25 protein-coding genes and 1 tRNA gene are annotated in these 24526 nt (G+C 68.7%); 9 read left to right on the top strand and 17 right to left on the bottom strand.

Going from position 1 to position 24526, the window contains the following annotated elements:
• Positions 1-148: 148 nt before the first annotated feature.
• The 9 genes from AB7P10_RS03155 to AB7P10_RS03115 form a co-directional block, all read right to left on the bottom strand.
• Positions 149-1555: a sigma 54-interacting transcriptional regulator gene (locus tag AB7P10_RS03155; RefSeq protein ID WP_428292385.1), complete on the bottom strand. Its 1407-nt coding sequence runs from the start codon at positions 1553-1555 to the stop codon at positions 149-151.
• Positions 1552-2235 (bottom strand): hypothetical protein, encoded by a 684-nt coding sequence (locus AB7P10_RS03150; RefSeq protein ID WP_428292384.1) that lies wholly within the window; start codon positions 2233-2235, stop codon positions 1552-1554. Before AB7P10_RS03150 ends, AB7P10_RS03155 begins: the two co-directional genes overlap by 4 nt.
• Positions 2225-3643 (bottom strand): sensor histidine kinase, encoded by a 1419-nt coding sequence (locus AB7P10_RS03145; RefSeq protein ID WP_428292383.1) that lies wholly within the window; start codon positions 3641-3643, stop codon positions 2225-2227. The genes AB7P10_RS03150 and AB7P10_RS03145 overlap by 11 nt, the downstream gene beginning before the upstream one ends.
• Positions 3640-4992 carry a tRNA (N6-isopentenyl adenosine(37)-C2)-methylthiotransferase MiaB gene (miaB, locus tag AB7P10_RS03140; RefSeq protein WP_428292382.1) on the bottom strand — a complete coding sequence of 451 codons (1353 nt, stop codon included), beginning with the start codon at positions 4990-4992 and terminating at the stop codon, positions 3640-3642. The genes AB7P10_RS03145 and miaB overlap by 4 nt, the downstream gene beginning before the upstream one ends.
• An 81-nt stretch (positions 4993-5073) precedes the next feature.
• Positions 5074-5505, bottom strand: a complete 432-nt coding sequence (locus AB7P10_RS03135) for a hypothetical protein (RefSeq protein WP_428292381.1) — start codon at positions 5503-5505, stop codon at positions 5074-5076.
• Between the two features lie 85 nt (positions 5506-5590).
• Positions 5591-6232: a class I SAM-dependent methyltransferase gene (locus AB7P10_RS03130; protein WP_428292380.1), complete on the bottom strand. Its 642-nt coding sequence runs from the start codon at positions 6230-6232 to the stop codon at positions 5591-5593.
• Positions 6233-6255: 23 nt separating this feature from the next.
• Positions 6256-6816, bottom strand: coding sequence for a YaeQ family protein (locus AB7P10_RS03125; protein WP_428292379.1), 561 nt, complete (start codon positions 6814-6816; stop codon positions 6256-6258).
• A 59-nt stretch (positions 6817-6875) separates the two neighbouring features.
• Positions 6876-6952, bottom strand: a tRNA-Met gene (locus AB7P10_RS03120).
• 37 nt (positions 6953-6989) lie between these two features.
• Positions 6990-7778, bottom strand: a complete 789-nt coding sequence (locus AB7P10_RS03115) for an enoyl-CoA hydratase (RefSeq protein ID WP_428292378.1) — start codon at positions 7776-7778, stop codon at positions 6990-6992.
• Between the two features lie 138 nt (positions 7779-7916).
• Here AB7P10_RS03115 and AB7P10_RS03110 point away from each other — a divergent pair, with 138 nt between their 5' ends.
• The 4 genes from AB7P10_RS03110 (at position 7917) to AB7P10_RS03095 (ending at position 11117) form a co-directional block, all read left to right on the top strand.
• A complete protein-coding gene (locus AB7P10_RS03110) occupies positions 7917-8711 on the top strand; it encodes an enoyl-CoA hydratase-related protein (RefSeq protein ID WP_428292377.1) in 795 nt (264 codons plus the stop codon).
• The gene (gene paaI, locus AB7P10_RS03105; protein WP_428292520.1) at positions 8711-9145 is read left to right on the top strand and encodes a hydroxyphenylacetyl-CoA thioesterase PaaI; all 435 of its coding nucleotides are present in this window, start codon (positions 8711-8713) and stop codon (positions 9143-9145) included. The genes AB7P10_RS03110 and paaI overlap by 1 nt, the downstream gene beginning before the upstream one ends.
• Positions 9142-10437 (top strand): phenylacetate--CoA ligase PaaK, encoded by a 1296-nt coding sequence (paaK, locus tag AB7P10_RS03100; RefSeq protein ID WP_428292376.1) that lies wholly within the window; start codon positions 9142-9144, stop codon positions 10435-10437. Before paaI ends, paaK begins: the two co-directional genes overlap by 4 nt.
• A 110-nt stretch (positions 10438-10547) precedes the next feature.
• Positions 10548-11117, top strand: coding sequence for a hypothetical protein (locus AB7P10_RS03095; protein ID WP_428292375.1), 570 nt, complete (start codon positions 10548-10550; stop codon positions 11115-11117).
• 15 nt (positions 11118-11132) lie between these two features.
• Here AB7P10_RS03095 and AB7P10_RS03090 read toward each other — a convergent pair whose 3' ends face one another.
• The 3 genes from AB7P10_RS03090 to AB7P10_RS03080 all read right to left on the bottom strand — a co-directional run bounded on the left by AB7P10_RS03090 (position 11133) and on the right by AB7P10_RS03080 (position 14892).
• On the bottom strand, positions 11133-12902 hold the full coding sequence (locus tag AB7P10_RS03090) for a M61 family metallopeptidase (RefSeq protein WP_428292374.1): 1770 nt from the start codon (positions 12900-12902) through the stop codon (positions 11133-11135).
• A 29-nt stretch (positions 12903-12931) separates the two neighbouring features.
• Positions 12932-13648 carry a DsbC family protein gene (locus AB7P10_RS03085; RefSeq protein WP_428292373.1) on the bottom strand — a complete coding sequence of 239 codons (717 nt, stop codon included), beginning with the start codon at positions 13646-13648 and terminating at the stop codon, positions 12932-12934.
• Positions 13649-13710: 62 nt separating this feature from the next.
• Positions 13711-14892, bottom strand: a complete 1182-nt coding sequence (locus AB7P10_RS03080) for an FAD-dependent monooxygenase (protein WP_428292372.1) — start codon at positions 14890-14892, stop codon at positions 13711-13713.
• A 129-nt stretch (positions 14893-15021) separates the two neighbouring features.
• Between AB7P10_RS03080 and AB7P10_RS03075 the strand changes: the two genes are divergently transcribed.
• Positions 15022-15924 carry an MOSC domain-containing protein gene (locus tag AB7P10_RS03075; RefSeq protein WP_428292371.1) on the top strand — a complete coding sequence of 301 codons (903 nt, stop codon included), beginning with the start codon at positions 15022-15024 and terminating at the stop codon, positions 15922-15924.
• Between the two features lie 31 nt (positions 15925-15955).
• On the opposite strand, the gene AB7P10_RS03070 is transcribed toward AB7P10_RS03075, so the two are convergent.
• Genes AB7P10_RS03070 through AB7P10_RS03060 form a run of 3 tightly spaced genes read right to left on the bottom strand, consistent with a single transcriptional unit; the run spans position 15956 to position 19406 of the window.
• Positions 15956-16876 (bottom strand): helix-turn-helix transcriptional regulator, encoded by a 921-nt coding sequence (locus tag AB7P10_RS03070; protein WP_428292370.1) that lies wholly within the window; start codon positions 16874-16876, stop codon positions 15956-15958.
• A complete protein-coding gene (locus AB7P10_RS03065; protein WP_428292369.1) occupies positions 16873-18939 on the bottom strand; it encodes a molybdopterin cofactor-binding domain-containing protein in 2067 nt (688 codons plus the stop codon). Before AB7P10_RS03065 ends, AB7P10_RS03070 begins: the two co-directional genes overlap by 4 nt.
• Positions 18936-19406: a (2Fe-2S)-binding protein gene (locus AB7P10_RS03060; RefSeq protein WP_428292368.1), complete on the bottom strand. Its 471-nt coding sequence runs from the start codon at positions 19404-19406 to the stop codon at positions 18936-18938. The genes AB7P10_RS03065 and AB7P10_RS03060 overlap by 4 nt, the downstream gene beginning before the upstream one ends.
• A 137-nt stretch (positions 19407-19543) precedes the next feature.
• Between AB7P10_RS03060 and ychF the strand changes: the two genes are divergently transcribed.
• Positions 19544-20635: a redox-regulated ATPase YchF gene (ychF, locus tag AB7P10_RS03055; RefSeq protein WP_428292367.1), complete on the top strand. Its 1092-nt coding sequence runs from the start codon at positions 19544-19546 to the stop codon at positions 20633-20635.
• On the top strand, positions 20635-21393 hold the full coding sequence (locus tag AB7P10_RS03050) for an RNA-binding protein (RefSeq protein WP_428292366.1): 759 nt from the start codon (positions 20635-20637) through the stop codon (positions 21391-21393). The genes ychF and AB7P10_RS03050 overlap by 1 nt, the downstream gene beginning before the upstream one ends.
• Here the strand turns inward: AB7P10_RS03050 and AB7P10_RS03045 are convergent.
• Together AB7P10_RS03045 and AB7P10_RS03040 are read right to left on the bottom strand one after the other, a co-directional pair.
• Positions 21366-22544, bottom strand: a complete 1179-nt coding sequence (locus tag AB7P10_RS03045) for an MFS transporter (protein WP_428292365.1) — start codon at positions 22542-22544, stop codon at positions 21366-21368. The two genes, AB7P10_RS03050 and AB7P10_RS03045, sit on opposite strands and share 28 nt — an antisense overlap.
• Complete coding sequence (locus AB7P10_RS03040) at positions 22541-23023, bottom strand: YqaA family protein (protein WP_428292364.1); 483 nt, start codon at positions 23021-23023, stop codon at positions 22541-22543. The genes AB7P10_RS03045 and AB7P10_RS03040 overlap by 4 nt, the downstream gene beginning before the upstream one ends.
• A gap of 179 nt (positions 23024-23202) precedes the next feature.
• Between AB7P10_RS03040 and dusB the strand changes: the two genes are divergently transcribed.
• Both dusB and AB7P10_RS03030 read left to right on the top strand, forming a co-directional pair.
• Positions 23203-24234: a tRNA dihydrouridine synthase DusB gene (gene dusB / locus AB7P10_RS03035; RefSeq protein ID WP_428292363.1), complete on the top strand. Its 1032-nt coding sequence runs from the start codon at positions 23203-23205 to the stop codon at positions 24232-24234.
• Complete coding sequence (locus AB7P10_RS03030; protein WP_428292362.1) at positions 24231-24464, top strand: helix-turn-helix domain-containing protein; 234 nt, start codon at positions 24231-24233, stop codon at positions 24462-24464. The genes dusB and AB7P10_RS03030 overlap by 4 nt, the downstream gene beginning before the upstream one ends.
• The last annotated feature ends 62 nt before the right edge of the window (positions 24465-24526 follow it).

The raw sequence follows: 24526 nt of genomic DNA, 5'->3' as shown, positions 1-24526 counted from the left end.
ACGGATCAACACTTTTGTGCGTATCCGGATGTGTTCTGCGGGTCAAACCGCCTGCCGAAAGGACTCAGCCCCGTGTTTTTGTCGCCGGATGGCGACAAGCTGTGCGACGTGCGCAAAAAAACCCAGCAAAAACAAGGCTGTTGCGCTGTCACTCTTCGGCGACAGCATCGCCCGCAGCGTCCGGGGAGCCGGTTGCGGCGTCGCTCTTGAACAGGCCCGGCGTGAGCGCGTGCTTCTGCAGCAGGCGGTAGAACTCGGTGCGGTTGCGCTGGGCCAGACGGGCCGCGTCGGCGGCGTTGCCGTCGGTCATCTTGAGCAGGTCGACGAGATAGGCGCGCTCGAAGCGCTGCTTGGCATCGGCGAAGCTGAGCACCTCCACCGAGGGCGTGCGCAGCGCGCGCTGCACCAGCGCGAGCGACACCAGCGGCGTGGTCGAGAGCGCGCAGACCTGTTCGACCACGTTGTAGAGCTGGCGCACGTTGCCGGGCCAGGCCGCCATGGTCAGTGCCTTGAGGGCCTCGGGTGCAAAGCCCGAGCTGCGCTTGCCGTATTTGGCGGCCAGCTTCGCGAGGAAGTGGTTGGCCAGCAGGGCGATGTCCTCGCGCCGCTCGGCCAGCGTCGGCAGGGTGAGCGTGACGACGTTGAGCCGGTAGTACAGGTCCTCGCGGAACTGGCCCTCGGCCATGGCGGCTTCGAGGTTGCGGTGCGTGGCCGAGACGATGCGCACGTCCACCGGGATCGACTGGCTCGAACCCAGCGGGCGCACCGCACGCTCCTGCAACACGCGCAGCAGCTTGACTTGCAGCGCCGGCGGCATGTCCCCGATTTCGTCCAGCAGCAGCGTGCCGCCATCGGCCGCCTGGAACAAGCCTTTGTGGTTGGCCACGGCGTCGGTGAAGGCGCCCTTCATGTGGCCGAAGAGCTCGGACTCCAGCAGCGCCTCGGGGATTGCACCGCAGTTGACCGCGATGAAAGGCCGTCTCGCGCGCGCGCTGGCCTTGTGGATGGCGCGGGCCAGCATCTCCTTGCCCGTGCCGGAGTCGCCGCGCAGCAGCACGCTGGCGTCGGACTGCGCCACCATGCGCGCCTCGGCCAGCAGGTCGGCCATGCGGTTGGAGCGGCTCACGATCTCGCCGCGCCAGGCCTCGTCAACATGGCTGCTCTGGCTCGTCGGGGCGCTCAGCGCCAGCGCCTGCGCGATCTTCTCGAGCAGTTCCTTCGCGTCGTAGGGTTTGGTGAGGTAGGTGAACACGCCGCGCGCCGTGGCCTCCACCGCGTCGGGGATGGTGCCGTGCGCGGTGAGCAGGATCACCGGCAGCGAGGGGTGGCGCGCGCGGATCTCGTCGAACAGCGCCAGGCCATCGCGCCCGGGCAGGCGCACGTCGGAGAGCACCAGCTGCGGGCGCTCGATGTCGAGTTGCGCCAGGGCGGCTTCGGCCGAACCGACCGAGGTGACCTGATAGCCCGCCGAACCCAGCCGCATGGCCAGCAGGCGCAGCATGTCGGCGTCGTCGTCGACGACCAGCAGGCGCGCGCGCGGCGTGGTGGCTGTCATGGCGGCGAGGGGCGTGCGCCGCCGTTGGGTGGGTTGACCGGCGGGCGGGTGGTGAGGCTGCGCTCGATCGCGCGCATGGCTTCGAGGCGGTCGCTGAGCTGCTCGATGCGGCGTTGCGCATCGCGCAGTTGCTGGGCCTGGCGATCGGCCGTGTCCTCGAGCCGCCGCTGGACCATCAGGCGGTTGACCAGCAGGCGCGCCAGGGGCTTGAGCGGCACGCTATCCGTCCCGGGGTGGGCGACCACGCGCTGCGCGAGGCCGAGCGCGCGCGCCGTGTCCGCCGGTGCCTGGGTCTGCGCCAGCGCCAGCGCGAGTTGCATCTGGCGCAAGGGGGCGTTGCCCGGGTCGCCCTGCACGACGATCTCGGCGGCGAGTTCGGTGGCGCCGAGCGCGCGCAGGCGCTCCGCATAGGTGAGCAAGGCGGTGAGCACGTCGGGCACGGGGGGCGTGCGCGCGTCGAGCACCTGGGGCGGATCGACCGGCGGAGGGTGCACCGGTGTGACCGCGGGGGGCGGCACCGGGGGCACCGGCGCCACCGCGGGCGTCGTGCTTTCGTCTGCCGTGGCGGTGGGCGCAGTGCCGCATGCGGCGAGCCAGAAGCTCAGCAGGGCCGCGCAGGCGCCATGGCCGGCGCGGGCAAGGCGGCGGTCGGGGCGAGGCCGGGAATGGTCAGTGGACATGGGGAAGGTCGATGCGGAAGTGGGCGCCCTGGCGCTGCGGCAGCAGGGTGATGCGGCCACCGTGGGCCAGAATGTACTCGTGCACGATGGACAGGCCGATACCGCTGCCGCGTACCGTGTCCTGGGGCTGCCGTGCACCGCGGTAGAACGGTTCGAAGATGCGGTCGCGGTCAACGTCGGCCACACCCGGACCCTGGTCCACGACGTCGACGCTCACGCGCCCGGGCAGGTTGTTCAGCACCAGCCGGATGTGCCCGCCATGCGGCGAGAAACGGATCGCGTTGGACAGCAGATTGCCAATGGCCGAGGCGATCTTCTCGCGGTCCAGTGGCAACGTGACCGGCTCCCCTTCGACGCGCACCGTCAGCGCCTGGGCCTGCCAGCGCAGGCGCTGGCTGTCGACCTGGTCCTCGATCAGGGCCAGCAGGTCGGTGCGCTCGCGCCGCAGCTGGCGCGCCTCGAAGGCGGCGGCGTTGAAGCGCAGCAGCGCCTCGATCTGGTGCTGCAGCAACTGCGTGTTGTGCTGCAGGATGTTCACCACCTCGGCCTGGTTGGGGTTGAGCGCGCCGGCCACGCCGTCGCCCAGCACCGCCACGCCTTCGTGCAGCGAAGCCAGCGGCGTCTTGAGCTCGTGCGAGACATGGCGCAGGAAGCGCGCCTTGTCGGCGTCGAGTTCGGTCAGGCGCAGCCGCAACCATTCCAGCTGCTGGCTCACGCGCCGCACGTCGCTCGGGCCTGGTATGTCGATGGGCAGGTCGAGCCGGTTTTCCCCGAGTCCCTGGATCGCCTTCTCCAGCCGCTTGAAGGGCCGCGCCAGCCAGATACCGAAGGCCAGCGCCAGCAGGGCGGCGATGCCGATCGAGCCCACCACCTGCTGGGTGAGCTGCTGGCGGCTGGTCTCGAAGCGCGCCTGCAGCGCGTCGTTGCGCGCGCCGATGATGGACTGCACCTTCTGCGCAATGGAGGCGCTGTGGCCGTCGATCTCGCGAAACGCGCGAGCCACGTCGCGCTCGCGGTCCAGCGCGGTTTCGGGTGGGCCGTCGAGCAGTTCGGTGATGGCGTCGAGTTGCTCGCGCCAGTTGGTGGCGTACTCGGGTGGCAGCTCGTTGTCCTCGAGGCGGCGCAGGATGTCCCGGGCGTTGCCCGAGGCTTCGTCGAAGCGCCGGCGCAGCTGGCTGTCGCGCAGCACCAGCGACTGGCGCGCCGCGCGCTCCATCGTCAGACTGCGTTCGGAGAGCGATTGTGCGGCGGTCGACAGCGCAATGGCCTGCGCGGCGCTCTCGCGGCTTTGCGCCATCAGGGTTTCGAGTGAAAACAGGGCGCGCAGCGCGGCCGCGCCCAGCAGCGCGCCGATAAGCAGGAAGGCGACCAGCAGCAGCTGCTGGAACGAAAAGCGCGGCACTTTCACGCTGACGCGGCTTCTTCCCGCACCTGCACCGCCCCGCGCAGCGAATGGGGCCGGGTCTCGGTGATGCGCACATCGATCATCTGCCCCACGAGGCGCGCGGCCTGCGGGCCTCCATCGAAATTGACGATGCGGTTGCATTCGGTGCGGCCCATCAGTTCGTCGGCGCTCTTGCGCGAGCGGCCTTCCACCAGGATGCGCTGCACCGTGCCCTCGCGCGACGCGCTGATGCGGCGCACGTTGTCCTCGACCACGGCCTGGAGGTGCTGCAGGCGCTGGAGCTTTACCGCGTGCGGTGTGTCGTCGGCGAGGTTGGCCGCGGGCGTGCCCGGGCGCGGGCTGAAGATGAAGCTGAAGCTGGCGTCGAAGCCGACGTCGTGGATGAGTTTCATCATCTTGTCGAAGTCGGCGTCGGTCTCGCCGGGGAAACCGACGATGAAGTCGCTGCTCAGGGACAGCTCGGGGCGGATCGCGCGCAGCTTGCGCACCGTGCTCTTGTATTCCATGGCGGTGTAGCCGCGCTTCATCGCCATGAGAATGCGGTCGCTGCCGTGCTGCACCGGCAGGTGCAGGTGGTTCACGAGTTGCGGGATCTTCGCGTAGGCCTCGATCAGGCGCGGGGTGAATTCATTGGGGTGACTGGTGGTGTAGCGGATGCGCTCGATGCCGGGAATGTCGGCCACGTACTCCAGCAACAACGCGAAATCGGCGATCTCGCTGGTCTCTCCCATGGCGCCGCGGTAGGCATTCACGTTCTGGCCCAGCAAGGTCACTTCCTTCACGCCCTGGTCGGCCAGGCCCGCCACCTCCACCAGCACGTCGTCGAACGGGCGGCTCACTTCTTCGCCGCGCGTGTAGGGCACGACGCAGTAGCTGCAGTACTTGGAGCAGCCTTCCATGATGCTGACGAAGGCCGAGGCACCATCGACCCTGGCCGGTGGCAGGTGGTCGAACTTCTCGATCTCGGGGAAGCTGATGTCGACCTGCGGCAGCGCCTGCAGCGCGCGCTGGTTCAGCATCTCGGGCAGGCGGTGCAGGGTCTGAGGGCCGAACACCACGTCCACGTAGGGCGCGCGCTTGATGATCTCGGCGCCTTCCTGGCTGGCCACGCAGCCGCCCACGCCGATCAGCACGCCTTTTTCCTTCAGGTGCCGCACACGGCCGAGGTCGCTGAACACCTTCTCCTGCGCCTTCTCGCGCACCGAGCAGGTGTTGAACAGGATCAGATCGGCTTCCTCCACGTCCTGCGTGGGCACGTAACCCTGGGCAGCGCCCAGCACGTCGGCCATCTTGTCCGAGTCGTACTCGTTCATCTGGCAACCGAAGGTTTTGATGAAGACTTTTCTGCTCATGGGTGTTCCAGTCGGGAATGGGCGCGGCCCGCCGCGGGAGGCGTGCTGGCCCGGGTGGCGGTGCGGCGCGGGCCGCCGCCCTCAGTTGGACGATGTGGCGGCCGGGGTGGCCTGCTGCGACTCGAATGTGAAGTTGCGCTGTGTGCCGTAGCCCGGGCGCTTTTCCTTCGCCTCGGCCTCGGTCAGGATCCAGACCTGATGGACCTGACCCCGGTGGTCCATGGTGTAGTTCACCACCAGTTCCTGGTTGACCAGCGTGGCCGAGCGCACCAGCCGGTTGCTGGTGTCCAGAATGCGGGCGCCCGGCGAGAGGCGCGTGGGCCGGTCGTCCATCGCCACCAACGGTGGTTGCACCACCACCATCTCGCCGCGCAGGGCCTTGTCGGGGAAGTTGCGTTGCACCGCTTGCGCGTGCGCGGTGCCGGCGCTGAAAAAGCCCAGGCCGATCGTGGCCGCCAGGGCGGCAGCGGTCCTGCGGGTTCGGGAGGGTGTGGGGGTCGTGCAGCGGTTCATGGTATGTGTCCAGAGGCTGTGGAAAGGGGCGTGGCACCCGTGTGCGCACGCGGCTGATTGTCTCACGGGCACTGCAAGCGGCCCCTCAGCCGGTGACGGACTTTTGCATCAGTGCCACATTGGCACATGGCACCTCGCAGCGCCAGCCGTGGTGTCGCGCGAGCCAGCGCAGCGTGGCCTCGCGGTAGAACACCACATGGGTCGGATCGCGGCGGTAGTGCCATTGCGCAAAGCGCGCGTCATCGGTCTGAAAGCGCGTCATCAGCGCGAGCCAGCCGCCGGGCGCGAGCAGCGCATCCAGCCGCCGGAACTCGTCTGCCGGGCGGTGGAAGTGTTCCGCCACCTCGGTGCAGGTGATGAAGTGGTAGGTGCCGGCCAGCGTGGCGGGGTCGGGTTGGTAGATCGGGTCGTAGAGCGCGACCGCGTGGCCGGCCTCGCGCAGCATCGAGGCCAGCACCGGGCCAGGACCACAGCCGTAGTCGAGCCCCTGCTGCCCCGGCGCCAGGCGTTGCAGCAGGGGGGCGGCCACCGTCTGCAGGAATCGGCGGTAACCCGTGTCGTCGGCCGCATTGCGGTGCAGTGCGTACTCGGCGCGTTCGGCCTCAGGGGAAGGCCAGTGTTCGGGCAGGAGGAAGGTGGCTTCGCAGCGCCCGCAGCGGCCATAGGCACGGCCTTCGACGACCTGGAACGGCCGACCCTCGGAACCTTCGCAGACCGGGCAGCGCATGGCGCGGGCTGGGTGCGGCGGCCTTATTTCCAGCGCAGCGGCTCGACGTGCACGCTGCCGCGCTCGCTGGAGAGCGTGAGCGCGCCTTCCTGCACCGTGGCCTGCAACTGCATGCTGCGCTCGGCGAGCTGGGCCAGCGCCGGCGCCACCTCGGTCGGCAGGCGCCAGGCCTGCAGCCGGTCGAGCCGGGAGAGCTTGCCCTCGATGCCGCGCCACCACACATCGGCCGCGCTGCCGAAGGCGTAGACCACCACCGCGTCGGCCTTGCTGCAGGCCTTGGCCAGGGGTTTGTCCTCGGGCTGTCCCACCTCGATCCACAGGCGCTTGCGGCCGGTGAAGTCGGTCAGCGACACATCGGGATCTTCCGGGTCGGACAGACCGGCGCCGAAGGCCAGCGTGCCGTCGCCGCGGCAGGTGTCCTGCAGTTCGTGCGCGTGGATCGCCAGCGCCACCAGCCGGACCATCATGCGCTCGTCGGTCTCGCTGGGGTGGCGGGCCAGGGTGAGCGCGTGGTCGGCGTAGTAGCCGTGGTCGATGTCGGCGATCTGCAGGTTCGCCTTGAAGATGGTGGATTTCAATGCCATGGGGCGTCGCGGAAATGAAAAAGGCGGGCTCCGTTGCCGGAACCCGCCTTTCGAATTGCTGGTGGCGATAGGTGGACTTGAACCACCGACATCAGCATTATGAATGCTGCGCTCTAACCAACTGAGCTATATCGCCAGCGAAGCGCGCATTATAGCGAGCTTTTGGAGGGGGCTCAGCCGTGCTGGAACACCGGCTTGCGCTTGTTCACGAAGGCGTCCATGCCTTCCTTCTGGTCGGCCGTGGCGAAGAGGGCGTGGAACAGGCGGCGCTCGAACATCACGCCATCGGAGAGCGTGCCTTCGAACGAGCGGTTCACCGCTTCCTTGGCCGCCATCACGCTGGGCAGCGAGAGGCCGCAGATGACCAGTGCAGCGCCCAGGGCCTCGTCCATCAGCTTGTCCAGTGGCACCACGCGGCTGACCAGCCCGGCACGTTCGGCCTCCACCGCGTCCATCATGCGGCTGGTGAGCACCATGTCCATGGTCTTGGCCTTGCCCACCGCGCGGGGCAGCCGCTGTGTGCCGCCCGCGCCGGGGATGATGCCGAGCTTGATCTCGGGCTGTCCGAACTTGGCGTTGTCGGCCGCGATGATGAAGTCGCACATCATGGCCAGCTCGCAGCCGCCGCCCAGGGCAAAGCCGCTGACGGCCGCGATCACCGGCTTGCGCACGCTGCGGATGGTTTCCCAGTTTCGGGTGATGTAGTCGCCCTTGTAGACGTCGGCAAAGTTGTAGGTGGCCATGGCGCCGATGTCGGCACCGGCGGCAAACGCCTTTTCACTGCCGGTGACGATCATGCAGCCGATGCCGTCGTCGGCGTCGAAGGCCTTGAGCGCGGCGCCAAGTTCGTCCATCAACTGGTTGTTGAGCGCGTTGAGCTGCTTGGGGCGGTTGAGCGTGACGATGCCCACGCGGTCTTCGGTGCGTACCTGGATGCATTCGGGTGGGGTGGCGGTGGTCATGAAGTCTCCTCAGACTGCGATCAATGAAAAGGCCACCACTATATCGGGGACACCCCGGGGAGAAAATTAGCCGACCGATTGGTTGGTTAATGGTAAATTGCGTCCCGACATCCATCGAAATCAGGAGACAAGCCAACCATGAGCACAGCCACTGTGTTGTACGAAGAGCGCGGGGCCCTGGCCCTGGTCACGCTCAACCGCCCCGATGCCCTCAACAGCTTCACGCGCCAGATGCACCGCGAGCTCTGGGCCGCGCTGGACCGGGCCGAGGCCAACCCGTCGGTGCGGGCCCTGGTCATCACCGGTGCGGGGCGCGGTTTCTGTGCGGGTGCAGACCTGGCCGAGTTCGACTTCGCACCCGGGCCGGATCTGGTGCAGCGCGCCGACCCGGGTCCGGTGATTGACCAGGCCTTCAATCCCACCGTGCGCCGCCTGCAAGGCCTGCGCATGCCCACCATCGCAGCGGTAAACGGCGTGGCCGCAGGCGCAGGCGCTTCGCTGGCCATGACCTGCGACATCGCCATCGCCGCCACCGGGGCAAGCTTCATCCAGGCGTTCAGCAAGATCGGGCTGGTGCCCGATGCAGGCGGCAGCTGGTTTCTGGTCGAACGCCTGGGGCTGGCGCGCGCCATGGCGCTGGCCATGACGGGCGACAAGCTGCCCGCCGCGCAGGCCAGGGAATGGGGGCTGATCTGGGACGTATCGGACGATTGCGTGGGCGCCGCGCTGGCGCTGGCCGAACGCCTGGCGATGATGCCCACGAAGGCCCTGGTGGCCACGCGCGCGCTGCTGCGCGACGCGAGCACGCGCTCGCTTGACGAGCACCTCGATGTCGAGCGCGACACCCAATCGGCGCTGGGCCGCACGCACGACTACATCGAAGGTGTGATGGCGTTCCGCGAGAAGCGCCCGGCGCAATTCAAGGGCGCATGATGAGTCCGCAGGACAAGGCCAAAAAGGTCGGCGAGACGATGTTCGCGGTCGACACCGCGAGCAAGGACACGATGGGCATGGAGTTGCTGGCCTGCGAGCCCGGTCGCGCGGTCATGCGCATGGCCGTGCGCCCGCTGCACCTCAACGGCCACCAGATCTGCCACGGCGGCTTCATCTTCACGCTGGCCGATTCCACCTTTGCATTTGCGTGCAACAGCCACAACCGCAACACGGTGGCTGCCGGTTGCAGCATCGAATTCCTGCGCCCCGCGCACGCGGGCGACGTGCTCACCTGTGAAGGCGTCGAGCAGACGCTGGCCGGACGCCACGGCATCTACGACATGCGCGTGAGCAACCAGCGCGGCGAGGTTGTGGCGCTGTTCCGCGGCAAGAGCGCCACCATTCAGGGCACCGTCTTCCCGGAGGAAGCATGACGCACTTTTCCCTTGAACCGATCGAGAAAGCCAGCCTTGATGAGTTGCGCGCGCTGCAGCTCAAGCGGCTGCAGGCCACACTGCGTCACGCCTACGCGAACTCACCCGTGTACCGCGCCAAGTTCGATGCCGCCGGTGTGCACCCGGACGACTGCCGCAGCCTCGCCGACCTGGCGAAATTTCCGTTCACGACCAAGAGCGACCTGCGCGAGAGCTACCCGTTCGGCATGTTTGCCGTGCCGCGCGAGCAGTGCGCGCGCATCCATGCCAGCAGCGGCACCACGGGCAAGCCCACCGTGGTCGGCTACACGCTGAAGGACATCGACACCTGGGCCAGCGTGGTGGCGCGCAGCATCCGCGCCAGTGGCGCGCGCCCCGGCGACCTGGTGCACGTGAGCTACGGCTATGGCCTGTTCACCGGTGGCCTGGGCGCGCACTACGGGGCCGAGAAACTGGGCCTGACCGTGGTGCCCTTCGGCGGGGGCCAGACCGAGCGCCAGGTGCAGCTGATGCAGGATTTCCGGCCCGACATCATCATGGTCACGCCCAGCTACATGCTGGCGATTGCCGACGAGTTCGAGCGCCTTGGTCTGGACCCGCGCGAGAGCAGCCTGCGCATCGGCATCTTTGGTGCTGAACCGTGGACGAACGACATGCGCGTGGCGATCGAGGCACGCATGGGGATCGACGCGGTCGACATCTACGGGCTGTCCGAGGTGATGGGCCCCGGCGTGGCCAACGAATGCATCGAGACCAAGGACGGCCCGACGATCTGGGAGGACCACTTCTTTCCCGAGATCATCCACCCCGAGACCGGCGAGTCGCTGCCCGATGGCGAACTGGGCGAACTGGTGTTCACCAGCCTGACCAAGGAAGCGCTGCCCATCATCCGCTACCGCACCCGCGACCTCACGCGCCTGTTGCCCGGCACGGCGCGCAGCATGCGCCGCATGGAAAAGATCACGGGTCGCAGCGACGACATGATGATCGTGCGCGGCGTCAATGTGTTCCCCACGCAGATCGAGGAACTCATCCTCAAGCGCGCCGAACTCAGCGCCCACTACCAGTGCGTGCTCTCCCGCAAGGGGCCGATGGACGACCTGGCGGTGGTGGTGGAGACCCGCGCCGGCCTCGCTCCCGATAGCGAGGAAGCGCGCGCCGCGGCGCGCCTGCTGCAACACGACATCAAGGTCTTCATCGGCAGCAGCGTGGATGTCCAGCTCAAGCCCGAGGGCGGCGTCGAGCGCAGCCAGGGCAAGGCCAAGCGTGTGCTCGACCTGAGAAAGTCATGAGGGCATTGACCCAAACGTGACAGCTTTCGCAGAATGCGGCGGTGTCGTCGGGTCTACCCGGTTGGCACATGCCAGCACGGGCCTTACATTTCTGCAACGTTTGGGATGCCATGGACAAGAACACATTGTTTGCCAAGACGGATCTGGGCCGTGATGCCCTGAGCACCCGTCCGCCAGAACTGGGGCCACGCCTGCGCTCGCTGCTGATCATGATCGACGGCAAGCGTGCGGTGGCCGAACTGGACAAGCTGCTGGGGGGCGACGGGCTGGCCGCGCCACTGCTGGAACAGTTGCAAGCGGCCGGATGGATCGCCCAGGTCGATGCCGCGGGGCACCCGGTGCTGCACGCCATGGAGGGTGGTGAGACGTCGGCGGCGAGCGACCCGCAGCCAACGGCCTCCGTGTCCGCCGATGCAACTTCCCTGCCGCCCGCTGCCCACGCGCCCGCGCCCGTCCCGACCTTGCCCTTCAGCGAGGCGCGCCGCCTGGTGGTGCGCTTCATCAACGATCAGTTGGGTCCCATGGGCGAGCCATTGGCCATGCGCATCGAGGCCTGCAAGACGCCGTCCGATCTGCAGGCGGCTTTGCCGCGCATCCGCGATGGTCTGAAGAACTTCAAGAATTCGGCCACGGTGCAGCGTTTCGACGACGAACTCGCCGCGCGCCTGCCGAAGGTCTGACCTCTTGCGACCGGGTCAGGCCGCCAGCCAGGTGGCCAGGCGTGTCGCGTCCTCGACGCCGAGACGAACTGCATGCGACGCGGTGGGCCAGGTCAGCACACAGCGCACGAGGCGCTTGTCGCGCGACAGCAGGGCGGTGAGTTGCACCCTGCGCGCGCGCAGCGCCGGGATCTCGTCGAGCTTGTGGATGCGCCATGCCTCGGGCGGCGCATCGGATGCCGATGAGGCGAACTCCACGCCCAGCCATTCGTCCCCCGCGGCCATGCCTGCGGCCTCTGCGGCACCACCCCGCAGCACGGTCTTGACCACGAGCGCGCCACCGGTCTCGCTGACCCGCACGCCCAGTTGCTGTGCCAGCGGTGCCTTGTCGTGCGCGACCTTCGCGCCCAGGCCTTGCAAGAGCGATGAGAGCGGCAGCTCATCGGTGCTGTGCACCCAGGCCGCGATCTCGCCTTCGTAGCTGCGCTGGCCCAGGCGTTTGAGCGCGCGCAGCAGGTCGGCCTCGCGCATCGGGCCGCCCTCGCAGCGCTGCCAGAGTTCGCGCATCACCGCATCGAGCGAACCGTGACCCTCAGCGCGCAGGGTCAGGTCAAGGCACAGGGCGACGAGCGCGCCCTTGGTGTAGTAGCTCACCGTGGCGTTGGGCGTGTTCTCGTTCACGCGGTAGTACTTCACCCAGGCGTCGAAACTGGCCTCGGCCACAGTCTGCACCAGGCGACCGGGTGTCTGCTGCACCTGGTTGATCGCCTTGGCCACCAGCTGCAGGTAGGTGGCGTCGTCGATCAGGCCGGCACGGCGCAGCATCAGGTCGTCGTAGTAGCTGGTGAAGCCTTCGAAGAACCACAGCAGTTCGGTGTGGTTCTCGCGGTCGTAGTCGTAGCGCGTGAATTCGGCCGGGCGCAGGCGCTTGACGTTCCAGGTGTGGAAGTACTCGTGGCTGATCAGGCCCAGCAGCGTCGTGTAGCCGTCGGTGGCCTTCAGGGCCGCGGGCTTCTCGCCCGGCGCTGGCGGGCGCGGCAGGTCGGCGCGCTGGCAGATCAGCGCGGTGGAATTGCGGTGCTCCAGGCCGCCGTAGCCGTCGGCGCTGGCGTGCAGCATGAAGACGTAGCGCGAGAACGGCGGCGGTTGCTGGCCGTGCCAGAAGGCGATTTGTGTCTCGCAGATCCTGCGCGTGTCCTCGATCAGCCGTTCGCCATCGAGCCATTCACCCGCGCCACTGATGACGAAGCGGTGCTCGACACCGCCCGCGGTGAAACGCGCGCTCCAGAAACGCCCCATCTCCACTGGGCAGTCGGCGAGTTCGTCGTAGTTCTCGGCCAGGTAGTGGCCGAATCCGGCCGCATCCACCTTCAGCGGTGTCAGGCCGGTGGCGACCTGCCAGCCCACGGTCGCCGTGCCGGGCGCGATCTCCAGCGCATGTGCCACATCCTCCTGGCCCAGCACCCGCAGGCACAGGCTGGTGGCGTTGAAGAAGCCGCGCGAGGCGTCCAGGAAGGCGGTGCGCACCGAGGCGTCAAATGCGTAGATCTGGTAGCGCAATTCCAGCGGTGCACCGGCCTCGGCCCGCACCTGCCAGCGGTGCTTGTCGAGCTGCTTCACGGGTACCGGCTGGTCGTTCTGCCAGGCACGCAGCTGTTGCAGGTGCTGCGAGAACTCGCGCACGAGATAGCTGCCCGGTATCCACACCGGCAGGCTCAGGCGCTGGTTCTTCGCGGGCTGCGCCACCTGCAGCGCGACCTCGAACAGGTGGGCGTGCGCGTCCAGCACCGAGACGGTGTAGCGCACGCCGGCGGGGGGAGGGGCTCGCCGCGGGCTCAAGGCTTGGCGCTGGCGAGCATTTTTTCGATGCGGTCGGCGCCGATGGCTCCGGGCACGCGCGAACCGTCGGCAAAGAAGATGGTGGGCGTGCCGGTGATGCGCGCCTTCTTGCCGAATTCAAAGTTGCGGGCCACGGCGGAGGCGTCGCAGGTGGCCGCGGGCGGTGTCACGTCGCGCACCATCCAGTCCAGAAAGGTCTTGCCCTTGTCCTGGGCGCACCAGATGTGGCGCGATTTCTCGCCCGAGTCCGCGCTGAGGATGGGGTAGAGAAAAACGTGCACGGTCACGTTGTCGATCTGCATCAGATCGCGCTCGAAGCGCTTGCAGTAGCCGCAGTTGGGGTCCTCGAACACGGCCATCTTGCGTTTGCCGTTGCCACGCACGATGGTGAAGGCGTCCTTGAGCGGCAGGTCCTTGAAGGCAATCGCCGTGAGTTTGTCCAGGCGCTGCTCGGTCAGGTCCACGCGCGCCTTGGTGTCGATCATCGAACCCTGCAGCACGTAATTGCCTTCGGCGTCGGTGTAGAAGATCTCGGTCTGGTTGAAGCGCACCTCGAACACACCGGGCATGGGCGTCTTGCTGATCTCGTCGATCGGAGGCAGGTTGGGCAGGCGCTCGGCCAGGTTCTTGCGAATGGTCGCGTCCTGCGCCAGGGCGGCGGTCAGCGACAGGGTGGCGAGCACCGCGAGCAGGAGGGATTTGATCGGTTTCATCGTGGGGGCCATCGGGTGGCGTTCGGTGTCATCGGGGGAAAGTGGGTGCGCGCATGCGCCGTTCAGGCGGCCGACTGGCCCATGGCCTGCCGTGCGATCCAGTGCTTGAGCGGTCCGCTGCGGTCGAAGCCGTTGAGGCCCCAGTTGCGCAAGGCCTGCACGCGCGAGTCCGTGTGGGCGAACAGGCCGAAGAGCCCGTCGGTGACCCAGCCCATGGCAGCGACCTCGGCGGCGCGCGCGCGCTCGTAGCGGCGCAACAACTTGAGGTCGCCCAGCTCGCGCCAGTACTCGCGCGCCTGCAGCACGCGCGCCAACTCGGCCACGTCGGCCAGGCCGACGTTGAGGCCCTGGCCAGCCAGCGGATGCAGGGCATGCGCCGCGTCGCCGGCCAGCGCCACGCCGCCCTGGGCGGTGCGGGTGATCCAGCGCGTTGCGCGCGAGCGTTCGAGAGGCCAGGCCTGGGCAGGGCTTTCCATGTGCATGTGGCCCAGGGCCTGGGCGCAGCGCGCCTGCACGGCCTGGGTGATAGTGGTGGGGTCGGCTTGCAGCCAGGTGTCGGCCTGCTGAGAGGGAACTGACCACACCAGCGCCACGGAGTTCCCTTGCTCCCCGCCCAGTGGCAGCAGCGCCATCACCTCGCCGTCGGCAAACCACTGCCGGGCGATGCCGCCGTGCGGCTGTTCGCAGCGCAGGCGCGCGGCCACCGCCTTGTGGGGGTAGGGCTGCACCTCGAATTCCAGCCCGAGTTCCTCGCGCGTGCGGCTGCGCTTGCCCTCGCAGACCACGGTGAGGGGGGCGGTGACGGGCGTCGTCTCATCGAGACACTCGATGCCGGCCTGGAAACCGATGGCCTCGGCCAGGCGCTGTTCCAGCGCGGGCACGTCGACGATCCAGGTCAGCGCGTCCGCGCCCTGTTCGTCGGCCGAGAACTGCAGCTCGCCGCCGTCGTCGCCCCAGACCTGCATGGCGCTCACCGGTGTGACGGGCGGTGTGCGCGGGTCGCTCTGGGGACTCCCTTCCGGCCAGGCGCGCACCGAACGCAGCAGGTCGCGCGAAGCCTTGTTGATCGCGTAGGCACGCACATCGGGTATGCCCGGGGCCGCGCCGCGCGGCGCGCCCACCAGGCCTACGCGCAGGCGATCGCGCGCCAGCAGCAGCGCCAGGGTCTGGCCCACCACGCCGGCCCCGCGGATGACGACGTCAAAGCGCCGGGTGGGGGCGGGTTGGGGGCGGGGGGCGTTCATGCGGCGATTTTAGGAGCAGGGCACAATCCGGGCCTTCGCCAGGCGATACCCCCGCCCCCTTTGCCGACTTTGCCCGACAGCCGCGCCCGGCGCCCCGCTGGACGGCGCACCACGCACCACCGCCAAGCCATGAACGCAGACCGAAGCCATCCCACCGACTCCGCCGACGTGCAGGCCACCATCGCCCAGCTCTGTGTCTATCCGGTCAAGTCCTGCGCCGGCATCGCGCTGACCGAGGCCGAGCTGACCGACACCGGCCTGCTGTACGACCGCGCCTGGATGGTGGTGGATGCCGAGGGCGAGTTCGTGACCCAGCGCGAGTTGCCGCGCATGGCACTGATCCAGCCCGCGTTCAGGATGGGGCAGCTGGTGCTGCGCGCGCCCGGCATGCTGGCGCTGCACCTGGCGCTGGACGCCGCCGAGGGACCGCTGAAAGTGCGGGTGTGGGACGACGAGGTGATGGCCTGCGACATGGGCGACATCGCGGCGCAGTGGTTCAGCGATTTTCTCGGGCCGGACGCACCGGCAAACCTCAAGCACCTGCGCCTGGCGCGCTTCGATCCCGAGGTGCGGCGCGTGAGCAGCGTCAAGTGGACCGGCGGCCGCGAGGCCACCACGCAATTCGCCGACGGCTTCAGCCTGCTGGTGACCAGCACCGCCTCGCTGGCGGGCCTCAATGAGCGGCTGGTGGCGGCAGGCCATGGGCCGGTGGGCATGGAGCGCTTCCGGCCCAACATCGTGCTCGACGGCGTGGAAGCGCACGACGAGGATCGGGTGGGCGCGATGCACATCGCCACCGAAAGCGGCGCGCGCATCGAACCCGTCAAGCCCTGCGGGCGCTGCCCGATCCCCAACATCGATCCGTCCACCGCGGCGTCCAGCCCCGAGGTGAGCGATGCGCTGCAGGCCTACCGCCAGGACCCGCGCCTGAACGGCGCCATCACCTTCGGCATGAACGCCATCGTGCTCGAAGGCGACGGGCAGATGCTGCGCGTGGGCCAGCGGGTGACGGCGGACTGGAAGTTCGACTGAAGATGGAAGAAGGGGCTGGCGGAGCCGGCGCTCAGCGGCCCGTCGCCTGCGCGAATTCGCTGCGGTACAGGGCTGGTGTCATGGCCGTGTGGCGCTTGAACTGGCGCGTGAAGTGGGCCTGGTCGGCAAAGCCGCACACATAGCCCACCTCGGCCGTGGACATGGCGCCCGCCATGAGCAGCCGGGCCGCGCCCGTGAGCCGCGCGGCGCAAAGCAGTTGGGTGAAGCTCAGTCCGCGGTGTGCGAGCTGCCGCTGCAGCGTGCGCCCGGAAGCCCCGGCCTCCCGCGCCAGCAAATCCACCGTCCAGGCGCGTCCCGGGTCGCTGGCCAGGTGGGTCTGCAACTGCGCGATCCAGCGGTCCACGTCGGCGTGCCCGGCGTCAGCCAGGGTGCGCGCGGGTTGCGGCTGCCAGCGCAGTTCCCAGCTCGACACGTCGTCGGGCCAGGCGTGGGTGCGCCAGGTGCGCTGCAAGCGGCTCCAGCCTTCGATACCGACTGGGCGGGCCCGCACGCCTGGCATGTCCAGGCGCTCGCACAACGCCACCAGCAGGCCGAACACCAGCAGGTCTTCAACCGGTGCCGGCGGCCGCTCGGGGTCGAGCGAGACGTGCCGGATGCGCAGAAGGCCGGGTTCAGCCTGACCGACCCGCATGCGGTGGCGCGAATGCACGAAACGCTCCAGGCGCTGCCAGCGCTGCAGCAGGTCGGCCGGGTCGCGCGCCGGCGACAGGGCCAAGAGCAGCGGTTCCTCGTCCATGCCATGCACCGCCTCGCCCAGGCGCACGACCACGTCGGCGCCATGCGCCTGCCACAGCCGTTCCAGCCAGGCGCGCTTGTCCGCCAGCGGCACATGGGCCTGCTGTGCCGGGGGTGGGCCGTCGTCGGCCAGTCCCTGCATGCGCAGGCCGGCGCGCACGACCCTGAGCATGGCGGCGGAAGCGAAGTCGTTCATGCGGGCTGTGCCTTGAGCAGAGCGGGATCGATCGGGAAGCGCTGGATGCGCACACCGGTGGCGTCGCGCACGGCGTTGGCGATGGCCGCAGCCGCGGCCACGATGGCGGTTTCGCCCGCACCCGAGGGCGCGCCGCCGTCCTCCACCAGCACCACCTCCAGCGGCGGAACCCGGTCCAGCGATGGTATCGGTGCTTCGGCAAAACTGCCGGCGGCGATGCGCGCGTGGGCCACGCCGAGCCGGTCGCTCAGCGCCATGCCCAGCCCCCAGACCAGGTTGCCTTCGCACTGCGCGCGCACCTGGTCGGGGTTGATCACGGTGCCGCAGTCGTGCGCGCAGACCAGGCGCGTCACCTTCACCAGGCCGCTGGCCGCCACCTCGACCTCGGCCACCACGGCGGCATAGCTGGTCTGCTTGTAGATGCCGCAGGCCACGCCGCGCCCGCGCCGCACGCCGGCGGCGATGGTGTGGGGCCGGGCGCCGGCGCGGTCGGCCGCCGCATGCAGCACGCGCGCCAGTCGGGGGTCTTCGGCGTGCTGCAGGCGAAAGGCCAGCGGGTCGGCGCCGACGTGGCGCGCGCACTCGTCGATGGCGGACTCCATGGCTAGGCCGTTCGGCCCTGCGCCCAGGCCGCGCCAGGGTCCGGTGAACACCGGCAGACGGCGCAGCGCGAATTCGGCGCGCCTGTGCCCGCAGCGGTAGGGCAGTTGTGCACCGCGTGCCACGCCAGCGTCGCTGACGAAGTCGGTGATGCGCTGCATCCACGCGGGCAGACCGGCGTTGGTGAATAGGATGTGGCTGCTGGCGAACACGTGCCACCACTGTTCGAGCCGGCCTTCGCGCAGGCGCGCCCGGATGCGGTGGCTCGATGGCGGGCGGTGAAAGCCCTGGCGAAACTCTTGCGCGCGGGTCCACTGCAGCTTCACCGGCTGGCGCACCGCCCGGGCCAGCACGGCGGCCTCCAGTTCGACGGTGCACAAGGTCTTGCCGCCGAAGGCCCCGCCCACGCGGTGGCCGTGCACGCGCACCTGTGCCTCGTCCAGGCCGAGGTGCTTGCAGACCACGTCGCGCTGGTAGTACACGTCCTGCGATCCAACCCAGAGGTCCAGCGCGCCCGCGCCGTCGAATGCGGCCACGGCCGCGCGCGGCTGGATCGGTGCGTGCGCGGCCAGCGGCACGTCGATGCGCAGGTCCACGTCCCAGTCTTCCGCCGCGTCGATGGCGTCGTCGTGCACCGTGTACCTGAAGCCATCGCCCGCCAGGTGGCGGTCGACGTCCACGGCCTGGTCGATGTCGGCCTGGGTGAAGCCGCCCTGCGAATGCCAGCGCGCGTCGAGCGCGGCCTCGATGCGGTCGAGCGCGCCCGGCGTGCGCGCCACGATGCCCACACCCTCGCTTTGCCCCAGGCGCAGGCGCTCGTCGCGCACGGTCGCGACCCAGCCCGGCACCTGCCGCGCCGCGTCCTCGTTGATCGACGCGAGGGTCGATGTCCGCTCGGGCGAAGCGGGTGCATGCAGCACGCGACCGAACAGCATGCCCGGCAGGCGCACGTCGGCCACGTAGAGCGGTGCGCCGGTGACGATGGCATGCGCCTGCTCGATGGCTGCGGCGCGGCCGACATGGCGCGCACCGGGCTGGAAGGCGCGCAGTTCGGACAAGGGCCGTGGCTCGGCCTGGCGATCACCCTGGGTGTGGCCGGCGGCGAGCGCATCGCGCAAGGTGGCGCAGGCCTGGGCCAGCGGCACGGCGAAATCCCTCACCGATTCGCTGCCCACCGTGGCCCGCACACGACCCATTTCGCCGGTGTGCGGCAGGCGCACGGTGAGGGCTTCCCATTCGATGCCGAGCTCGGCGCAGGCCACCTGCTTGAGCGCGGTGGCGATGTTCTGGCCCATTTCCACGCGCGGCAGCAGCAACTCGCAGCGCCCCTCGCTGTGGCGGATCCAGCCCAACGCGTCTTCATACTGCGCCGCGGGCCGCTTCGGGATCACGGGCAGGCTGCACCCGGCGACGAAGCTCACACCCAGCACGGCGCTGGTCTGCAGGAAGGCGCGCCGCTTCATGCCGGCTTCCTCGTCAGCGTGGCCGCGCGCTGCACGCCGGCGCGGATGCGCTGCTGCGTGCCACAGCGACACAGGTTGCCCGCCAGCGCCTCGTCGATGCGCGCTGGGCCCGGCGCCGGATCCTGGCGCAGCAGCGCCACGGTGGCCATGATCTGGCCGGCCTGGCAGTAGCCGCACTGCGGCACCCGCTCGTCCAGCCAGGCCTGTTGCACCGGGTGCAGATGGCCATCGGCACCGGCCAGCCCTTCGATGGTCTCCACCGCCTGCTGGCCCACGGCATTCACCGGCAGCAGGCAGCTGCGTTGTGCGTGGCCGTCGACCAGCACGGTGCAGGCTCCGCACTGACCTGCGCCGCAGCCGAACTTCGTGCCGGTCAGGCCCAGGTGTTCTCGCAGGACATTGAGCAGGGTTTCATCCCGCCATTCGGGGGCGACGGGCAGCCGCTGGCGGTTCACGAGGATGTGCATGGCGAGGCTCCGTGGTGGGTTCGGGAACGCACTTTCGCAGCGAAGGACGTCCCGGTCTTGAAGATTCGCGCCACCCCGTCAACACCAGCAAAAAACAGGCATCGCATACACTGCACGGCTGTTTTTCGAGGTATTCCATGAGTCTCCAATGCGGCATCGTGGGCCTGCCCAACGTCGGCAAGTCCACCCTTTTCAACGCCCTTACCAAAGCCGGCATCGCAGCCGAGAACTACCCCTTCTGCACCATCGAGCCCAACACCGGTGTTGTGGAAGTGCCCGATCCGCGCCTGCAGCAGCTCGCCGAGATCGTCAAGCCCGAGCGCATCGTGCCGGCCATTGTGGAGTTCGTGGACATTGCCGGCCTGGTGGCGGGCGCGAGCACGGGCGAAGGCCTGGGCAACAAGTTCCTGGCCCACATCCGCGAGACGGACGCGATCGTCAATGTGGTGCGTTGCTTTGAAGACCCGAATGTGATTCATGTCGCCAACAAGGTCGACCCGATCGCCGACATTGAGGTCATCCAGACCGAGCTATGCCTGGCCGATCTGGCCGCGGTGGAGAAGGCCATTCACCGTGTGAGCAAGACCGCGCGCTCGGGCGACAAGGAGTCCATCAAGCAACTGGCCATCCTGGAGAAGTGCCAGACCGCGCTCAACGACACCCAGCCGGTGCGCACCATCGATTTCAGCAAGGAAGAACGCGCCCAGCTCAAGCAGTTTTTCCTGATCACGGCCAAGCCCGCGATGTTCGTGGCCAACGTGTCCGAGGACGGATTCGAGAACAACCCCTACCTGGACCGCCTGCGCGAGTTTGCCAGCAAGCAGAACGCGCCTGTGGTCGCGATCTGCGCCAAGATCGAAGCCGAACTCTCCGAGATGGACGACGCCGACCGGCTCGAATTTCTCAAGGAACTGGGCCAGGACGAACCCGGCCTGAACCGGCTGATTCGCGCGGCTTACCAGCTGCTGGGCCTGCAGACCTACTTCACCGCCGGCGTGAAGGAAGTGCGGGCCTGGACCATCCACGTCGGTGACACCGGCCCGCAGGCGGCGGGCGTGATCCACACCGATTTCGAGAAGGGCTACATCCGCGCCCAGACCATTGGCTTCGACGACTACATCGCCTTCAAGGGCGAGCAGGGAGCGAAGGACGCGGGCAAGATGCGCGCCGAAGGCAAGGACTACGTCGTCAAGGACGGCGACGTGATGAACTTCCTGTTCAGCAGCTGATGGGCGAACCCCAGCGCCTGGCCAAACGCCTGGCGGCCCAGCTGCCGTGCTCGCGCAGCGACGCCGAAAACTACATTGCCGGCGGCTGGGTGCGCGTGGAAGGTGTTGTGGTGGAGGAGCCCATGGCCCGCGTCAGCGACGAACAGGCCGTGACGCTCGACCCCAAGGCCCGGCTGGAACCGCTGCTGCCCGTGACGCTGATCTGGCACAAGCCTGCCGATCAGGCGCTGCCCGAGGCCTCGGCCTTGCCCGACGAGCTGGCCGCGCGCTGGTTCGCACCGGCCTCGCGCTTCACGGGCGACCGCTCCGGCATCCGGCCGCTGAAGGCGCACCGTCACAAGTTGCTGCCACTGGCGCCGCTGGAGGTCGCGTCCAGCGGGCTGATGGTGTTCACCCAGAATCCAGGCGTGGCGCGCAAGATCAACGATGCCTCTTCTCCGCTGGAGCACGAGTGGCTGGTGGAGGTGCAGGACGATCCCGCGCTGGAGGACGCCGCGCGCCGCGAGGCGGTGCTGCAGTCGCTGGGCAAGGCCTTGTTCTTCGATGGCTGGGCGGTGCCCTCGGCGCGCGCGAGCTGGCAGAGCGAGCGGCGCCTGCGGCTGGCGATCAAGGGTTCGCGGCCAGGGCAGGTGGCGCACCTGACCGAGCGCGCCGGCCTGCGGCTCGCCGCCGTCAAGCGCCAGCGCCTGGGCCGCCTCGGCCTCGATGGCATGCCGGCTGGATCGTGGCGCTACGTGGCCGCGCACGAGCGCTTCTGACGCCGCGTGGCCCACACGCTCAAGGCCATGGCGGCCAGCATCACCACCAGGCCCACCTCGTGCAGGTCCAGCATGCGGCCCTGCGCGATCATCACGCCGCCGAGCGCAGCGCCCAGCGCCTGACCACCGTACATGGCCGAGGTGTTGAGGGCCACGGTGGCGGGTGCCAGCACGGGCGAGAGCTGCACCAGCCGCGCCTGCTGCGCTGAATTGCTGGCGAAGCAGCCCAACGCCCACGGGATGATGACCAGCGCCTGGGCCCAGAAGCCATGGCGTCCGAGCGGCCAGAGCAGCAGGCTCAAGGCCATCGCCCCCAGGGTGACGAGCACCGCCATGGGCGTGCCGATGCGGTCGATGAAGCGCGTCACGGCCACGTTGCCCGCGAGCCCGAAGACACCGAACCACAGGAACATCAGCGACAGGGCCGCGCCGCCCGCGCCCAGGGTCTGTGCGAAATAGGGCGCGAAGTACGAGAACAGCGTGAACTGACCGAAGGCCGAGAGCAGGGTCACGCCAACGGCCATCATCAGCGTCGCGGAGCCTATGGTGCGGCCCCAGGCCTCGCGGGAGAGCGCGGCGGGCTTGATGCCGTCGGGCATCTCGCGCCAGACCCAGGCGCCGCTGGCGAAGGACATCGCCGCCACCAGGCCGAAGGCCCAGCGCCAGCCGAGTTCGCCGCTGATCCAGGCCGAGAGGGGCATGCCCATCACCGATGCCACGGACCAGCCGAGGAACACGAAGGTAATGGCGCGCCCGCGCTGCGCCGGGTCCACCAGCAAGCCCACGCTGGCCGCCGCCTGCGGCGTGAACACCGCTGGCGCGATCACGGCCAGCACGCGCAGCGGCAACAGTGCCGCATAGTTCGGCGCGATTGCGCAGGCCGCGGTGAGCACGCCGTACCAGACCAGCGAGAGCGCGAGCAGACGGCGGCGGTCCCAGCCCGCGACCAGACTGGCGAACACGGGCGCACCCAGTCCCATGAGGATGGCCGCGGCGGTGATGAGCTGTCCGGCCTGCGGGATCGATACGCCCAGCGAGGCGCTGATGTCATTTAGCGTGCCGGGCACCACCATCACGCCGGTGCCGATCACGAAATTGCCGACCATCAGCGCCCAGAGGGCGCGGGGCAAAGCGGTGCTTGTGGTGTTCATGGATGCAGTGTGCCGGGGAAGAACCACAGCAGCGCTGCCGTCATGGTGGTGTAGCGGGCGAACTTGCCCAGGGCCATGTAGGCCACGCAGGGCCAGAAGGGAAACCGCATCCAGCCGGCCACCGCGCACAGCGGGTCACCCACCACCGGCAACCAGGCCAGCAGGCAGGCCCTGGGGCCGAAGCGCTCCAGCCAGCGCAGCGCGCGCAGCTCAGTGGCACTGCCGCGTGCGCGGTCCACCACCTTGTGCGTGCCCAGGCCCATGGCCCAGCTCAATGCGCCGCCGAGGGTGTTGCCTGCCGTGGCCACCAGGATGGCGGGCCAGAAGAGTTCGGGGTTGAGCTTGATCAGACCGAATACCGCCGGCTCCGATCCCATGGGCAATAGCGTGGCAGAGACGAAGGCGACGACGAACACTGTGCTCAGGCCGTACTCGGGCAGGGCCAGCAGTTGCAACAGATGGGTCGACCAGTCAGGCATGAGCGGAGAAGGGCGCGGTGCCGGCGGCCGGCGGGTGAGGGGGGTGGTTGGACGTGCGCTCGATGCGCGGCTGCATATCGTCTGCTGAAAAAACAGGCAGATACAATCGCATTCCTTCGCGCCCCGCGTTTGCCGGGATCGCGGCAGTCCAACCGCTCGACACCGATTCTCCCACCGCCATGCAACTCGGGGCTTTCACCTTGCCCAATGCCCTGTTCGTCGCGCCCATGGCGGGGGTGACGGACCGGCCATTCCGCAAGTTGTGCAAACGCCTCGGGGCAGGCTATGCGGTCAGCGAGATGGTCACCTCGCGCCCCGACCTGCGCGACAGTCTGAAGACCTCACGCCGCGCCAACCACGAAGGCGAAGCCGCACCCATTGCAGTGCAGATCGCCGGCACCGACGCGCAGATGATGGCCGACGCCGCGCGCTACAACATCGATCGCGGCGCCCAGATCATCGACATCAACATGGGCTGCCCGGCCAAGAAGGTCTGCAACAAGTGGGCCGGCTCGGCGCTGATGCAGGACGAGGCGCTCGCCATCGAGATCGTGCAGGCTGTGGTGGCCGCGTGCGAGCCGCGGGGTGTGCCCGTCACGCTCAAGATGCGCACCGGCTGGTGCGCCAGCGTGCGCAACGCGCCCACGCTGGCGCTGGCCGCCGAAGCCGCGGGCGTGCGGATGCTCACCGTGCATGGCCGCACGCGCGAGCAGGGCTACAAGGGTCTGGCCGAGCATGACACCGTGGCCCACATCAAGAGCTGTGTGCGCATCCCCGTGGTGGCCAACGGCGACATCGACAGTCCTGAGCGAGCGCGCGATGTGCTCCGCGCCACCGGCGCGGACGCCATCATGATTGGCCGCGCGGCGCAGGGCCGCCCCTGGATCTTTCGCGAGATCGCCCACTACCTCGCCACAGGTGAGCACCTGCCTCCCCCCACACTGGGCGAGGTCAGGGCCTGGCTGCTTGACCACCTGCACGACCATTACAGCCTGTATGGCGAGGACACCGGCGTGCGCAGCGCGCGCAAGCACCTGGGGTGGTACGCCCAGTCGTTGCCGCTGCCACCCGGCGCGGCGGCGCTGTTCCGCTCGCGCGTCAATGCGCTCAACACCGTGGAGGCGCAACTGCGCTGCGTGAGCGACAGCCTGGACGAATGGTCCGCCGGCGCCGCCCCCCCCTCAAGCGACAACTGGAAACTGGCCGCATGAAACAGAACAAACTGCACGACTGCGTGCGTGCCAGCATGGAAGACTTCTTTCGCGACCTCAACGGCACCGACCCGTCCAACCTGCACGACATGCTGGTCAAAGCGGTCGAGAAGCCGCTGCTCGAAGTGGTGATGGAACAGGCGCAGCACAACCAGTCGCGCGCTGCGCAGTGGCTGGGGCTGAACCGCAACACGCTGCGCAAGAAACTTCTCGAACACAAACTGCTTTGAGGCGGGGCGTTCGGCGTTGCGTGTTCAGCGCGAACCCTTTCCTCATGCCGCCGCACCTTCCC

This window comes from Hydrogenophaga sp., from assembly GCF_050182545.1.
GTDB lineage: Bacteria > Pseudomonadota > Gammaproteobacteria > Burkholderiales > Burkholderiaceae_C > Hydrogenophaga.
This window is presented reverse-complemented; position numbering and strand designations above follow the sequence as displayed.